Origin of the sequence: Stappia indica, from assembly GCF_020177335.1 — a bacterium.
In the GTDB taxonomy this organism is placed as follows: domain Bacteria; phylum Pseudomonadota; class Alphaproteobacteria; order Rhizobiales; family Stappiaceae; genus Stappia; species Stappia indica_B.
Map to the genome: position 1 here is coordinate 89,847 of NZ_JAIVMG010000009.1, position 14,782 is coordinate 104,628.

General features: G+C 65.4%; 9 protein-coding genes. 1 reads left to right on the forward strand and 8 read right to left on the reverse strand.

Annotated features, from left to right (window positions below; genetic code table 11):
- Window positions 1–23: 23 nt before the first annotated feature.
- On the forward strand, window positions 24–2,342 hold the full coding sequence (locus LC062_RS13420) for a DUF3141 domain-containing protein (protein ID WP_224911538.1): 2,319 nt from the start codon (window positions 24–26) through the stop codon (window positions 2,340–2,342).
- Here the strand turns inward: LC062_RS13420 and LC062_RS13425 are convergent.
- The 8 genes from LC062_RS13425 to LC062_RS13460 form a co-directional block, all read right to left on the reverse strand.
- On the reverse strand, window positions 2,280–5,993 hold the full coding sequence (locus LC062_RS13425) for a hypothetical protein (protein WP_224911539.1): 3,714 nt from the start codon (window positions 5,991–5,993) through the stop codon (window positions 2,280–2,282). The two genes, LC062_RS13420 and LC062_RS13425, sit on opposite strands and share 63 nt — an antisense overlap.
- Complete coding sequence (locus tag LC062_RS13430; RefSeq protein WP_224911540.1) at window positions 5,962–7,035, reverse strand: hypothetical protein; 1,074 nt, start codon at window positions 7,033–7,035, stop codon at window positions 5,962–5,964. The genes LC062_RS13425 and LC062_RS13430 overlap by 32 nt, the downstream gene beginning before the upstream one ends.
- Window positions 7,016–8,014, reverse strand: coding sequence for a hypothetical protein (locus LC062_RS13435; protein ID WP_224911541.1), 999 nt, complete (start codon window positions 8,012–8,014; stop codon window positions 7,016–7,018). Before LC062_RS13435 ends, LC062_RS13430 begins: the two co-directional genes overlap by 20 nt.
- A 4-nt stretch (window positions 8,015–8,018) precedes the next feature.
- Window positions 8,019–10,367 carry a hypothetical protein gene (locus LC062_RS13440; protein WP_224911542.1) on the reverse strand — a complete coding sequence of 783 codons (2,349 nt, stop codon included), beginning with the start codon at window positions 10,365–10,367 and terminating at the stop codon, window positions 8,019–8,021.
- A gap of 227 nt (window positions 10,368–10,594) precedes the next feature.
- On the reverse strand, window positions 10,595–11,527 hold the full coding sequence (locus LC062_RS13445; protein WP_224911543.1) for a metal ABC transporter permease: 933 nt from the start codon (window positions 11,525–11,527) through the stop codon (window positions 10,595–10,597).
- A gap of 8 nt (window positions 11,528–11,535) precedes the next feature.
- Window positions 11,536–12,762, reverse strand: coding sequence for a metal ABC transporter permease (locus tag LC062_RS13450; RefSeq protein WP_224911544.1), 1,227 nt, complete (start codon window positions 12,760–12,762; stop codon window positions 11,536–11,538).
- Entirely contained in the window at window positions 12,759–13,589 is an 831-nt protein-coding gene (locus tag LC062_RS13455; protein WP_318246107.1) for a metal ABC transporter ATP-binding protein, read from the reverse strand. Before LC062_RS13455 ends, LC062_RS13450 begins: the two co-directional genes overlap by 4 nt.
- 5 nt (window positions 13,590–13,594) lie before the next feature.
- The gene (locus LC062_RS13460) at window positions 13,595–14,572 is read right to left on the reverse strand and encodes a metal ABC transporter solute-binding protein, Zn/Mn family (RefSeq protein ID WP_224911545.1); all 978 of its coding nucleotides are present in this window, start codon (window positions 14,570–14,572) and stop codon (window positions 13,595–13,597) included.
- Window positions 14,573–14,782 lie beyond the last annotated feature (210 nt).

Consider the following 14,782-nt stretch of genomic DNA (forward strand, 5'->3'; position numbering starts at 1 on the left):
CTCCCTTGCAAGGATCCACGCAGATGCACACCCAACTGCTTGAAGACAGGATCCGGACCGCCGAACGGTTCGACGAGGCCTCCGCCCTGCAACATCGCCTGTTTCAGACCGCCTTCGACCGGCACATGCGCCGTCTTCAGGAAACGCTGACCGAACGCAGCGGCTCCGTCACCATCCAGTCCCAGAACATCTTCAACCGGGTCACCGCGCAGCCCACGCCGGCCAGCCTCATCGACGCCTGGACCGCCTATCTCGTCGATGCCGGCCAGCGCACGGTGCTGACGCTCGACAGCTTGCGCAAGCGCGGCGACATCTTCACCACCCATGAGGCGGCGGGCACCCCACCGGTGCTGATCTACGATTATGACATCGTGCTGGACGGCGCCGACCTGCCACGCCCCTGCAACTACATGCTGTTGCGGATCCTGCCGCCGGACGGCATCGAGGTGTTCGACTGGAAGCGGCCTTACGTGATCATCGATCCGCGCGCCGGCCACGGCCCGGGCATTGGCGGCTTCAAGCCCGACAGCCAGGTGGGCGTCGCCCTGAAGGATGGCCACCCGGTCTATTTCGTCGCCTTCCGCCCCACCCCGGAGGAGGGGCAGACCCTCGCCGACGTCACCCAGGCGGAAGCGGCGTTCCTGCGCGAGGTGCACCGGCTGCACCCGGATGCGCCGCGCCCCATCGTCATCGGCAATTGCCAGGGCGGCTGGGCCGCCGCCATTCTCGCCGCCACCAACCCGGATCTGGCCGGCCCGATCGTGCTGAACGGCGCACCCATGTCCTACTGGTCCGGCCAGCTCGGTCAGGACCCGATGCGCTACACCGGCGGGATCGTCGGCGGGGCGCTGCCGGCCATTCTCGTCTCCGACCTTGGCGGCGGCATCTTCGACGGCGCCAATCTGGTGATGAACTTCGAACTGCTCAATCCCGGCCGCACCTGGTTCCGCAAGTATTACGACCTGTTCTCCGGCATCGACGATGGCGACCAGCGCTTCCTCGACTTCGAGAAGTGGTGGGGCGGCTTCTTCCTGATGAACGGCCCGGAGATCCGCTGGATCGTCGAGAACCTGTTCGTCGGCAACCGGCTGGCGCGCAACGAGGCCCGACTGGAAACCGGCTGCCCGATCGACCTCAAGGCCATTCGCGCGCCGATCATCGTCTTCGCCTCGCGCGGCGACAACATCACCCCGCCGCAACAGGCGCTGAACTGGATCCCCGACAGCTACGCCGACGAACGGGAGATCGAGATCCGCGGCCAGCGCATCCTCTACATGGTGCATGAGCAGGTCGGCCATCTCGGCATCTTCGTGTCCTCCTCCATCGCCCGGCGCGAACACACGCAGATGACCTCGACCCTGAAGACCATCGAGGCGCTGCCCCCCGGTCTTTACGAAATGATGATCGAGGATGTGGCCGGCGTCGGCGATGAAAAACGCTTCACCGTCAGCTTCCACAAGCGCAAGCTCACCGACATCGAGGCCTACAGCGACAGTGGCCGGGCCGAGGAGCCGGCCTTCGCCGCCGTTGCCCGCATGTCGGAAGCCCTGGTGGAAGGCTATGAGACCACCCTGCGCCCGCTGGTTCAGGCATCGGTGACCAAGGAGGTCGCCGACGTCCGCCGGTCCTTGCACCCCTTGCGGCTGCAGCGGCGCATCTTCGCCTCCGACAATCCGGTCACCGGGGTCCTGGCCCCGGCCGTCGAGCGGGCACGGACCGAGCGCAAGAAGGCCTCGCCGGACAATCCGTTCCTGGCCGCTGAACGGTTGTGGGCGGATATGGTGGAAACCGGCTGGAACGTGTTCCGCGATACGCGGGCGATGCTGTTCGAAACCGCCTTCCTTGCCACCTATGCCAGCCCGCTGGGCTTCTGGTATGGCGCCCCCCGCGCCGCCTCTCGGGCGCAGACCCCGATGCAGGACCTGCGCGCGCTGCCGGAGGTGCTCTCCGCCCTCGACCGCGCCGGTACGGGCGAGCTGTCCGAGGCGGTGGTGCGGATGCTGGTGCTGATGGCCGACACCCGCGGCGACGTGCGGCGCGACCGGCTGCAGCGCTCGGCCGAAGTGCTGTCGACCCGCCCGCCCTTCGACACCATGGAGGCCGCCGCCCGGGCGCGGATGATCCACGAGCAGACGCTGATCGCCCATTTCGAGCCCGAACGCGCCCTCAACACCCTGCCGCTGCTGCTGACCGACCGTGCCGACCGGCAAAAGGCGCTCGGCATGGTCGAGTATGTCGTCGGCGATCCGGACGAGATGGAACCGGATACCCGGCACATGCTAGAGCGGATGCGCCGCCTTCTCGATGCTGATCCGGCCACTCCCGCCGTCAGCGGTCTGTAAGCCGCCCTCGGCGATCTCGACGAGTTCGGCCACGGCCACGCCGATCGACCCGAGATAGCCGACGACAAGCAGCACCTCGCCGATGATCGCCGGCACGAAATACGTCTCCTCCTGGATGTCGGGCACGAACAGCGCCCGCGTCCCCTGCCCGGGAATGATATTGCACAGCGCCCGGGCCAGACCGAGTGTCGCCACCGTGTCCTTTTTCGGCGAGGCGCAGTAGTTCCAGACCACCATGCCGAAATTGGCCCAGCCCCACAGGGTGATGGTCAATTCGCCGGTGTAGACCCGCGCGCGCCCGGCCGGCAGTTTCAACACCAGAAGCCCCCGGGTCGGTCCGGCGATCACCTGGCAGATCCAGATGGTTCCGGCAAAGCCCGGATCCCCCGCCGGACAGCTCGGCGCCGGCGCACCAGGACGGATCAGCCAGGGCATGGTGAAGATGGTGGTGACGTAGCGCATCAGAACGGAGACGCCACCGGCGAGCAGCTTGCCACCCGGTGTCCATTTGCCCACGTAATTCTTCATCCCGTCAGGGATTTTCGTCGGAGTGTCCGGCTTCACCAGAGCCGTGGCGCTGAAGACGCCGGTCAGCGTGTCGGTGAAGATCCGCACAAACATCGCGCCCGAATAGACCCCGAGCGAGACGCAGGCGACGACCGTCTCCAGCGTGCTGTTGTAGACCACCTTGCGACTGGTCGGGATGCCGAATTTCGACTTGATCCAGTCGACGGTGACATAGTCCTTGTAGGCATCGAGCGCCGCCTGATCGGGGAACGGCGCCTTGCCGGTCGCCAGCTTGTAGATCAGGGTGCCGGGAATGGCGACCAGATAGGCGGCAATGTCGATCACCCGGATCGACAGGCTCTTGCCGGTGAAGAACTTGTAGAGCTGGGAGAGAACCGGAATTTCCCATTCGGCGAACAACAGGTCGCGGAAGGATTCCACCACCTCCTTGATCAGATCCATCAAGGTGGCGATCACCGTTTTCGCCGCATCGAGCGCATAGAGCGCAACGCTCTCCATCACCTTGACGATGCCGCTCATCAGGAGATTGAGCGCGTTGTTCGGATCGTCGCCGATGGCGGTGAAATACTCGATCGCCTCGTTGAACGCCTCCTTGCCCTCGCCATACTGAAAGTCGTTGGCCAGGTCCTCAAGCATCTTCAGGAGCCCTTCGAGCGAACTCGACAGGGCGGAGCTGGTCATCAGGCTGACCGTGGTGGCCCCGCGCTCCCCCGCCTGCCCGCCGTTTTGCTCATAGGCATTGGCGAACAGGTTGTGTTCCATCTGGTAGGATTGCTCCTCGGTCATCGGCTGCTGCGAGGAGAACTGGTCGAAGGTCGGGTTGTCCTGCTTGTTCAGCTCCTTCAGGAAGTCATCCACCGTCGCCTGCAGATTGTCCTTCATGGTGTCGATGCCCGACAGGATGGTCTGTTTCACCGTTTCCACCCCGTCGACGGTAAAGTCCAGCAGCACATCCACACTGTGGCGCACCGCCTCCGCCGTGCGGACGAAATCGCCGATGTTGAACAGGAAGGCGAGCCACTCGAACAACTGCTCCAGCTTCACCTTCAGCCAGTTCCACACCCCTTGCACGAAGTCGAAGGCCTGCTGGGCAAATTCGATGATCGCCTCGAACACCTTCCCACCGATCTCGAACAGCACCCGGCCGATGCCTTCCACCACCTCCACGACGATGCGGGTCAGCTTGTCGACCACATCGCCGACGAAATTCTTGATGCCGTTCCACACATCGCCCCAGCCGATGCCAAGGAAACCGCCGACATCCGCCCCCATCGCCTTCAGCCGCGAGGATTTCCACTCCGCGACCTCTGCACTGGTCATCGGCACGTATTGGGGAAAGCCGGAGGTAAAATCGATGGCCCAGGAGGTGCCTTCCAGCGCCGCCAGATTGAGCCGGGGGTTGAAGCCGCGCGCCGCATTGCGCCGCGAGACGAAGAGGAAGCTGATCTTGTCGCCGCCGCCGGCTTCATCCTGCGCGGCGATCTGCATCGACGCCTCGGTGATCTTCTGCAGGCTTTGCGCATATTCATCGCTTGACCGGTATTCCGCCGGCAGCAGATAGGCGCCGGAAGCGTCCTTGGCATTCTTGATCTCGTCCACCGTCAGCGCGCCCAGCTTGGCCTGCAGCTGCCGATTGGGCTCCACCACCAGCGGCGACCCGGCCAGGGTCGAGGGGGTCTCCACATAAAGCGTTGCCGCGGCCAGCGCATTGGCCTTCTGATAGATCACCACCTTGCCGTTCGGGCCGGTCTCCACCATCACCCGGTTGAGCTGGCTGCACCGATAGGACCGTCCGTCGACGAACAGAGTGACGAGGCTGGATGCCTGGATCGACACGGGCACGAAGCTCGCCGGCATGCCCCCGTCGTCGAGCACCACCAGTTCCAGCGCATGGGTCTGCACCGGGACCATCTCGTTGTCGCCGCGAAACAGCTCGATGCTTTCCTCGAACCATTGCTGCGTGGTCGACGACTGCCAGAAGCGGGTCAGGTCGCCACCGGCGGATACCGTATAGGCCTCGGCATAGCCGGCCAGATCGCGGCCGAGCGTGAAGATCGTCGCCTCGGAGCCCGGATCGGTCGGGATCTCGTTGCCGAGCGGAAACAGCGTGTTCCAGACCGGGTCGGCGCGGCGGCCGCTGCCGGGCACCTCGGCGGCCCGCCAAAGCCGCCCATCGGTGCCGATGCCGAACACCTGCAAGAGGTCGTTGAAGCACTGCGAGGCGTAGACGCTGGTCAACGCCACCGTCTGCCCCGGGTCCACATAGATCCAGTCGTCGAACTGCTTGATCGTCCCGGCCTGGTATTTCTTCTCCCGCTTCAGGAGCAGCTTGCCGCTGTCCTTCTCCACGGCAAAGATCGCCAGCCGATCGTCCTGATCGACCACCACCGAAAGCGCGGTCGCCTTCTTCGGCCCCAGCACCCTGAGGCTCGACGTCCGGTCGCTGGTTTCGGAAAACAGAACCTCGTTGTCCCGGCCGATGGCGAAGATGGCCGATTGCACCGTGCTGTTCTCCACCACGGCGATGGCCTTCACCTCCGCCTGGGTCCCGCCCGGCCCCATCACCGGCGCCCAGACCGGGCCGGCCCAATCATTGCTGCCGGGCTTGAAGAAGTTGTTGGCCAGGAGGCCATAGTCCGTTCCCGGCACGTCCAGCATCACATTGACGTAGATATTGCCGGTGGCCCCGCGCGCGCCCTTGAACTGGCGGATCGCCTCCGTCGCTTTCTCCGGCGAGGTCTCCTGCTGGAAGTAGCTGCCGGTGCCCGGCTTGTACTCCGCCAGCCGCAACCGGCCATTGCCACCAAGGGTCAGGATGTTCGGCGTGTCGCTGCCCTCGTTCGACGAGGTGTAGAGATAAAGCTGCCGGCCGGTGATGTTCAGGTCCAGCTCATGATAGGGTGCCTCAGCCCCCTCCCCCCGGCGCAAGCGGAACACCTCATCGTTGGTGCCGATGGTGTAAAGGTCGAGATTGCCCGCCTTGTTGGCGAAGGTGCTGATATCCGTTCCGCCCAAGGCCGGACGGAACAGCTGGAAGGTCTCCATGTACTTGGTGCTGGCCCGCGCCGCCGGGCGTTCGCCGGTGGGGGTTTCAGCGAGAACAGACCTTGGCATCATCGTCATGGGAGCCTCCCGGACTTGAGGATGGGAAAACGGGTATCTCGGTCAGCGCCAGCAACCGGTCGCGGCAATGCCGGGCCGCCTGCAGGGCCGGGGCACGCCAGATCGGCCGGCCATGCGCATTGCAGTAGAGCGCGCGCTGCCGCGGCCGGCCGGCATTCCGGTCGCGTGCGTCGTCCCCATGCGCGGCCACCCGCGCATGGGCCGGACGGAGCGCCTCGGCGCCAAGGTCCAGCGCCCGGGCCAGCGCGATTTCCAATTCGCAGGGGTCGGCGTAATAGGGCGCGAAGGCGCGCAGTGCGGAGCGCGACAGATCGCACTCCCGGCAGGCGGCGACCACCGCCCTTGCCGCAGGATCGCTCTTTGCCGGGCTGCAGCCGGCGGCGACGAGGCAGGCGAGGATATTGACGTTGACGATCAGGTCCACCGGGTTGTCCTCGCCGGGGGCGACGAACCAGGTGCGATAGAGCGCGGGCCGCAGGAACGGCGGGTCGCCGCGCCGGCGCGGTCCCGCCCGCAACCGCTCGAAAAGCGCCGGCAGTCGCTCCCGCGCCGCTTGCCGCGTGCGCCGGCCACCGGCCATCAGCGCCAGCCAGGCCAGCGCCGTGTCATCGCCATCGGCGGCCAACCGAATTGGCAACCGCGCGCTCGCCCGCCTGCCTTCGTCCCCGCTCAGGTCCTCCGGCGGGTAGAAATGGAACGCCCCGGCAAGATCGGGCGCGGCACAGGCCTCGATGAAATCGAGCGCCCGCGCCCGTGCCTGCCTGAGTGCCATGCAATCGGGCCCGGTCAGCAGCCCTCGCCCCTCGCCGTTGTCGATCAGATCGGTCAGAAGCAGCGCCACCTGCGCGGTCACGAAACAGGTTTCATCGGAGATGATCCGATCCCCGGCCGCCACATGGGACGGGAACGCCCCGCTCTCGGCCTGCTCCGCCAGCAAGGCGGCCACGGGGGCGGAAAGCGCGCCATCCGCCCCCGCCCCATGCGGCCTCCGGTCTTTCCAGGCGCCGCCATGCGGCGCCATCTCACCCAACCGGTCCGGCATCGCCCGCCTCCCCTTGTGGCCGGCTGGCGGCAACCGTTGCGGTGACCTGCATCGGCAGTTCGGGGGCCAGCACCGCGCCGACCAGCCCATGTCCGGGAACCGCGCGCGCGTCGGTGAGCCTTGCATAGGCATCCAGATCCCAGCCGGCCGCCCGGCCAACCCGCAGGATCGCCTCGCGCACCTTGCCCGGCGGTCCGAGCAGCGCCTCGGCAACCGAGTACCAGGTGAAGACCTGCGGCCGCCCCTGCCCGTCGAAGGCATAGCTGAAGCCCATGTCGTAGGAGGGCAGCTCGAAGCGGATGCTGCGCCGGGTCAGCGCCGCCACCAGCGCCACCACTTCGCCGCCGCGCTCCGGCAGACGGAGCCGTTTCAGCAGCGTGTCCAGCTCCTTCGGGAACAACCGGTCGCAGCGGTAGTAGAGTTCCAGCCCGCCGCTGCGGGTATCCAGCCCGATCATGGCGAGCCGCAGGCTGCGCGAGGGCAGCACCGGCGCCGCGTCGCAGACCTCCGCCTCCCAGGCTTGCCAGGGCGCGCCGCGCGGCACATCGAGATAGAGCTTGCTGCGCAGGATCCCGCCGATGACACGATAGCCGAGCCAGCCACCGAACCGACTACCATGCTCCCTCTGCCAGGCGGCGACCCGTTCCACATGGCGTGCCTGGTGCGGCGACAGCGCTGCGGTCAGCCCGGACAGGCACGACAGAAGCCGTGCCCGGGCCCCCGCGCCAGGACAGGGGTCGGCGCTGACCCGCAGCTCTCCGGACGGCCAGACGAAAGCGACTTCCAGCGGCGCGCCGGCCGGCGTCAGATCGCTGGGAGCATCGCCCCCATCCCGCCCCAGGCATTCGCCCACGACCTGCCGCAACAGCTGCAGCTCCCGTGAGCCGGGACAGCGGAGCCGATCCAGCGAGGCGGCCGGGATGTGATTCCAGGCCATCTGCGGGATCGGCTGCCCGGCGCCCCCGGACAGGACGGACATGCCCTCACTCCGCGGCGCGCAGGCGACCGGTCAGGACCTGCGGATCGACCACATGTCGCACGATCCCGCCGGCGACACCTTCCGGTGGCAGCGCCGGGAGCTCCACCGACAGGCGCCCCTCGACCTTCTGGTCGACCAGTTCGCGCGGGGCGCTCCCATCCCTCATCACATAGATCGCGGTGTAGAAGAACTCGACGGTCGGTTCGCTGCGCTCACGCTGGATCCCGTAGAAGCGTTCCAGCTGTTCGGCCGGCGTGGCCTGACCAGGCCCCATGACACTGAACAGGATCAGATTCTCCTGGGCACCTTCGGCCACCATCCGCTCCTCGCGGGTCATCTCCTCGCGCGGCTTGGTCAGGAAGCGCGGCAGGGTGTTGCCGAATCGCTTGCGGGCCTCACCCGACAGTTGGAACATGGTCAGGTTGACATTCGCCACCTTGTCCCAGTCGATCTGGCCGGTATCGACCTTGACGCTGTAATTCTCGATGGTGTTTGAAATCGTCAGCGTCCTGTATTCGCTCGACTGCCTGTAATTGTCGAGTATGAAACTCTTTCCATCGGAATAGAAAATCGTCCCACTGATATTGAAAAAGGCGGTATTCGTGTTGTCGACAGCCTGGAAGTTCCAGCGCGGCTCGGCAAAGCTCAGGAGCCCGGTGGGCTGCCAGTTCGACCAGGTGTTCTGGAACAGCGCGCTGTCGCCATTGTTGGCCGGATCGAAGTACTGTGCCGTCACATCGACCAGCAGCAGATCGGCCGGCTGGTCCGCGAAGTTGAACGCCCGCACGGTGAACTGGGTGAACAACCCCTTGGGGTCGCGGACGAAAACGATGTCCGCGTTGCCGGAATTGGTGTTGTCCGGCGCGCTGCTCAGGGCCGCGGGCGGCTGCGAGACAATCACCGTCCCGTCCGCCATCACATAGCGCAAGCGATAGGTATAGGCCTGGCCGATCGGCAGATTGTAAAAGCTGTCGAAGGTGATCGCATTGGCCTCGCCATTGGCGGTCATGGTCTTGGTTTGCACCAGCGCCGGATTGCCGACGGGCGGCGCGAAGAAGAAATCGATGTCGACGCTCTTGACCCCGGTCACCGCGGTGAACGGAACCCCCTGACCGATGAACGCCACCTGACGTACACCGAAATTGTTCGGCGTGATGTTGACCAGCGTATCGCTGGTGGTCACCGGCTCGCTGTTATAGGTCGTGCCGTCCTCGAACAGGATCACGAAGGAATAGGTGAACTGAGGATTGTACGCACCGCCCGAAAAATCCCCCGGCGCCTCGTAGATCAGCGAAGACTGATCGCCATCGGTGACGATCAGCGTGAAGGTATTCTCCGTGGTCCGCGTCGGGTAGTCGACGGTAACCGTGACCGACTGGGCAACCGCAACCCCGTCCGAGGTGCGCGACAACTGGCCGATCAGGTTGAAGACCACCGACAGCTTGCGATTGTCCACCTCAACGAACAGATTGTTCCATTCCTCGGCGCTGAACTTGCGCATGAAGGTGCTGACCGGCGTCGACCAGTCGACCACCGTGTCTTCCTCATAGGTCTGCTCGAACGAGGTGGTGGCGGAGACCGGATCCGGCCCGGTGGCCATGGTCGCCGCCGCCGTGATCGTGCTTGCCACCTGGTTCTCCAGGGTGGTCCAGCCCCAGTCGCGCACCCGCTGCTCCAGCTCCGGAGTGCTGCCCGCGCCCAGCGTCACCTTCACCTCGCCGGCGCCGGACTGTTGCATCACCTGCTTGACCTCCTGCAGCACCTGTTTCTGCCTGCCCCAGGTGTCGCGCACGGTCTTGTAGGTTTTCTGATACTCGATCGCCGCTTCGGCCACGTATTTGACCGTCGCCTTGGCACCGAGCAGCATGGTCAGCACCTGCATGTCGTATTCGACCCGGAACGGCGAGGCACCGCCGCCCTGCGAATAGGCATTCTTGAAGGTGTTCACCGCTTCGGCCGTTTTCAGCGGGATCTGGAAGGCGGCGACATTGGTGCCGTAGAGCGTCGGCTCGACCGCCAGCACCTCCGCCTCGCCCTCGATGTCATAGTGGAAAAAAGCCGTGCCGCCGACCCAGGTGAAGCCGCCCCAGCTGATGTCGTCGCCGAGCACCTCCTCCGCCGCGCGGCGCGCTTCCGCCGGCTGGATCAACTCCATCTCGAAGGTGCACAACCCGGCGATACCGCCGCCGTTCTTCGTGTAGGAGGTCAGCGAAAAGGCCGGCGCCCCATTGACCCTGCGCAAGGTCGGGACTGGCACCATGTACCAGAGCTTCGGGTCGTCATGATCCTGATAGACATAGACGACCTTGTCGGAGCCGTAGTCGATCTCTCGCACAGTGGTGATATCGAACATCTGATCCTCGCATCGCGTAATGCTAGAATGGTCGCGAAACGCAACCAATGCGAGAATTCTGACACTACGTCAGCCCGTCAACAATTGTCAGAATTGCACAGATATCCCACCTCTTTTAGTGGCTCTGCCTTAAGGGAATTACAATTCAGAAACAGAATCTCTAAATAGAAAATATAAAGTATTTTTATTTTGATGAACCTTCCCCTGCGCGCGCACGAGGACGCATTCTATCCAGCGTCTTTCGGCGCACCGAGGCGGGTGCGATGCGGCGCCGCCACGCTGGCCAGTGCCAGGATTGCCCCGGACACGGCGGCGATCATGCCGGCCGCGCTGACCGCGTGATCGGCGCCAAACCACAACGGCCCGTATCCGGCCAGCACATAGCCAAGCACTGCGGACAGGGTTGCGAACACCACGCTCCACAGGATCTGGATTTCCAGCCGGTTGGTCATCAGCCGGGCCGCCGCCGGCGGACAGATGAACATGGCGATGACGATGATCGAGCCGACCGCATCGAAGGCGGCCACCGCCGCCACCGCAGCGGCAACGACCAGGGCAAAGCCCATGAGCCCGGTCGGCACGCCGACCGTTCCGGCAAACCCCTCATCGAAGGTCGACAGTTTGAGCGGCCGCCAGAACACCACCATCAACAGCACCATCAGCAGGGCGACCACGGCGATGCGCGGCAGCTCCGGCGGCAGGTGGGCAAGCGCCACCGGGTCGAAAAGAGACTCCCAGCCGCGCGCCCTGAACCAGATCAGGCTCTCCAGATTGCCCATCAGCGCGTGCTCGACATCCAGATGCACCGTGCTGGTGTCGCTCTGTTCCAGAAGCAGCACGCCGCCAGCGAACATGGAGGTAAAGGTGACCCCCATCGCCGCCCCCGGCTCGATCCGCCCGAGCCGCTTGATCGCCTCGATCAGGAGCACCGCCACGACCGCCGCCCCGGCGGCACCGAGCAACATCGCCATGCTGGCGGTGGCACCGGTGATCAGAAAGGCAACGACGATGCCCGGCAGCACCACATGGCTGATCGCATCGCCGATCAGCGCCTGCCGGCGCAGGATCAGGAAGTTGCCCGGCAAGGCACAGGCAATGGCCGACAACACGCCGATCAGGATCGGCGTCAGTGACAGTTGAACGAAAGCGCTTCCCATCATGTGTCCCTTCAGGCCGCGCCACCGGCGACCACCGGCCCGCCGATCCGGCGGTCGATGTCAGCGATCTCATCGCGCGTCAAAACGTTCTCGATTGGCGTCAGCCCGTCATAGCGGCCGTGGATCGCCTCATCCTGGTGAATCTGCCGGGCGATCTCCCAGCGCCGCTCATCGCGCAGCGCCTTGGCCGCTCGCGCGCGCCCCGCGTCGGTCGGCACCATGTCACCGCGGATCATTCCGTCGCGCCTGAGCACCCGGATCGTCAGCGGGTCGAGCACCGGCTCGCCATGGGCCAGCGCCAGGAGCCCTTGCCGCCGATGCACCCGCAACTGGAACCGGCGGTGCCGCAGCAGCGCCGCAAGCACGCCCCGCTTCGGGGCCAGAAGCAGCGACAGGAAGAACAGACCGAAGGCGACCAGCACGATGATCGGCCCGGTGGGAATGCCCGGCGCCGATGCGGACAGTGCCGCACCGAGATAGCCGGATACCCCGCCCAGCGCCCCGGCAACCAGCACCACATGCTCGGTCCGGTCAGTCCAGAACCGCGCGGTCACGGCGGGGATGATCAGCATGGCGACAATCAGGATCAGGCCGACGATCTTCAACCCGATCACAGTGACGCCCAGCACAAGCCCCATCATCGCCAGATCGACGAGCCGAACCTCCAGCCCGCGCGCCGCCGCATATTCGGGATCGAAGGCGACCAGCGTCATCGGCCGGCGCAAAAGCAGCACCGCCAGGAGCGCGAGCCCGCCGCCGATGGCGATCACCACCGCGTCCTGATAGAGCATGCCCGCCGTCGAGCCGAGCAGGAAGCTTTCCAGCCCCGCCTGCTTGCCCCGGGACATGGTCTGAATCACCGTCAGCAGAACGATGCCGATGCCGAAGAACACCGACAGCACGGCGCCAATCGCCGCATCTTCGGCCAGCCTTGTGCGCCGGGCGATCCATTCCACCAGCAACAGGCCGATGGCTGCGGAAATCGCCGAGCCGAGCAACAGGCCCGGCAGGCTGCGCCCGTCACCGCCCAGAAGAACCATGACGATGAAGGCGATCCCGACACCGGGAAGCGTTGCATGGGCCACCGCGTCGCTGACCAGCGCCCGCTTACGCAGAAACAGGAAGGTGCCGCCGGCACCGGCGGCGATGCCAAGCAGCCCGGCCCCGAGCGCGACCAGCGCCGCGTTGTAACCAGCCTGCAGCATCAAGGCTGTGAGAAGCGTGTCCAACATGGTCATGCCGGCAGCTTGAGCTGGTCGATATGCGCGGAGGCGAGCCGGCCGCCATAGGTGGCCTGCAGATTGTCGGCTGTGAAGGTGGTCGCCGCCGGTCCCTCGGCGATCTTGCGCACATTGACGAGCAGCACGTGATCAAAATAGTCGATCACCGTCGCCAGATCGTGATGAACGCAGAGCACCGTCTTTTGCGCCTCCTTCAGCGACTTCAAGACGGCGATGATCGCCTTTTCCGTCGCCGCATCGACGCCGGCGAAAGGCTCGTCCAGCAGGTAGAGATCGGCCCCTTGCGCCAGCGCGCGGGCCAGGAACACCCGCTGCTGCTGCCCCCCGGAGAGTTGACCGATCTGCCGCTCGGCGAAATCGGCCATGCCGACCCGGTCCAAGCAGGCAAGCGCCATCTCCCGGTGGCGCCGGCGTACCAGGCGCAACAGCCCCAGTTCCCGGTAGAGCCCCATCAGAACCACATCGATCACCCGGGTCGGGAAGTCCCAGTCGACGGAGGCCCGCTGCGGCACATACGCAATGCGGTGCCTTGCCTGTTGAAACGGCTCGCCGAACACCGTCACCTTGCCCGAAAGACGCGGGACGATCCCGAGCGCCGCTTTCAAAAGGGTCGACTTGCCCGCCCCGTTCGGCCCGATGATCGCCGCCATGCTGCGCGCCGGGATCCGGGCATCGACCGAAAAGATCGCCGGCTTCTCGCCATAGGACACGGTCATCTCGGCAAGCTGCAACGCCGCCACACCGCCTGCCTCCGCGGCGGACGGCCTTTCGCCGCCCGCCGCCAGTTCCACCACCGTCTGCTCGATCACCTGTTGGTCCTTCATGAGTGTCAGCTTCCCGCCAGCTTGCCGCGCATTCCACCCTGCGGAACCTTGCCACCCAACGCGCCGGAAATCACCGTGACATTGTGGTCGATCATGCCCAGATAGGTGCCCTCATAGGTGCCATCCGCGCCCATCGCGTCGGAAAACAGCTCGCCGCCGATCACCACCTTGTGCCCCCTGGCTGCCGCCCCTTCGATCAGGGCACGGATGTTGCGGTCGGAAACGGAGGATTCCACGAACACCGCGCCGATCTTGCGCTCCACCAGCAAATCGACCAGTTCGGCCACGCGGTTGAGCCCAGCCTCGCTTTCCGTGGAGATACCCTGAATGCCCAGCACCTCGAACCCATGGGCCAGGCCGAAATAGTTGAACGCATCATGGGCGGTCAGAAGCACCCGCGCCTCCAGCGGAACCGAGGCGGTCGCCTTGCGGGCATATTCCGCCAGCGCCTTGACATCCGCCAGGTGTTTTTCGGCATTGGCGGTGAACACCGCCTGCGCCTCCGGGCGCGCCGCAATCAGCGCATCGCGCACCGCCGCGACCACATGGGTCCAGCGCTCCGGGTCCATCCACACATGCGGATCGTACTTGTCGGCATAGTCGTCATGGGCGATCAGCAGGTCCTTCGGCATCGCCTCGGCGACCGCCACCACCGGCTTCTGCTCGCCGAGTTCATGCATGAAGGACTGCATCTGCGCCTCCAGGAACAGGCCATGCCACAGAACCAGATCGGCATCGATCATCGCCACGATGTCGGTCCGGGTCTGGCGATAGGCATGCGGGTCCACCCCCGGTCCCATCAGCGCCTGCACCGTGACCTGGTCGCCGCCGACCTGACGCGCCGCGTCGGCAATCATCCCGGTGGTCGCAACCACGGTCAAAGGGGCTGGGGACTGGGCCTGAACCTGCGCCCCGCCAGCGCCGACAATCATCATTGCCGCGCCGGCAATCAGCGACAGAACCCCACGTTTCGTTATCTGCATGACCTATCCGTATCCCCGGTTCGCATTCAACCTGTTCAGAATGATTATGAGAACGAGTTGCATCTGTCAATGCAATTGCGAATTATTCGCATTTAAGGGTGCAACGTTCCGCAATTACACTTCCCATCACGCGTCCGCGCGCTTCGTTGGTGGGGACGTCCTGCCGCGCGGCCCGATGGCCGCTGCGTCCATCCCACCTCTTGCTCACCG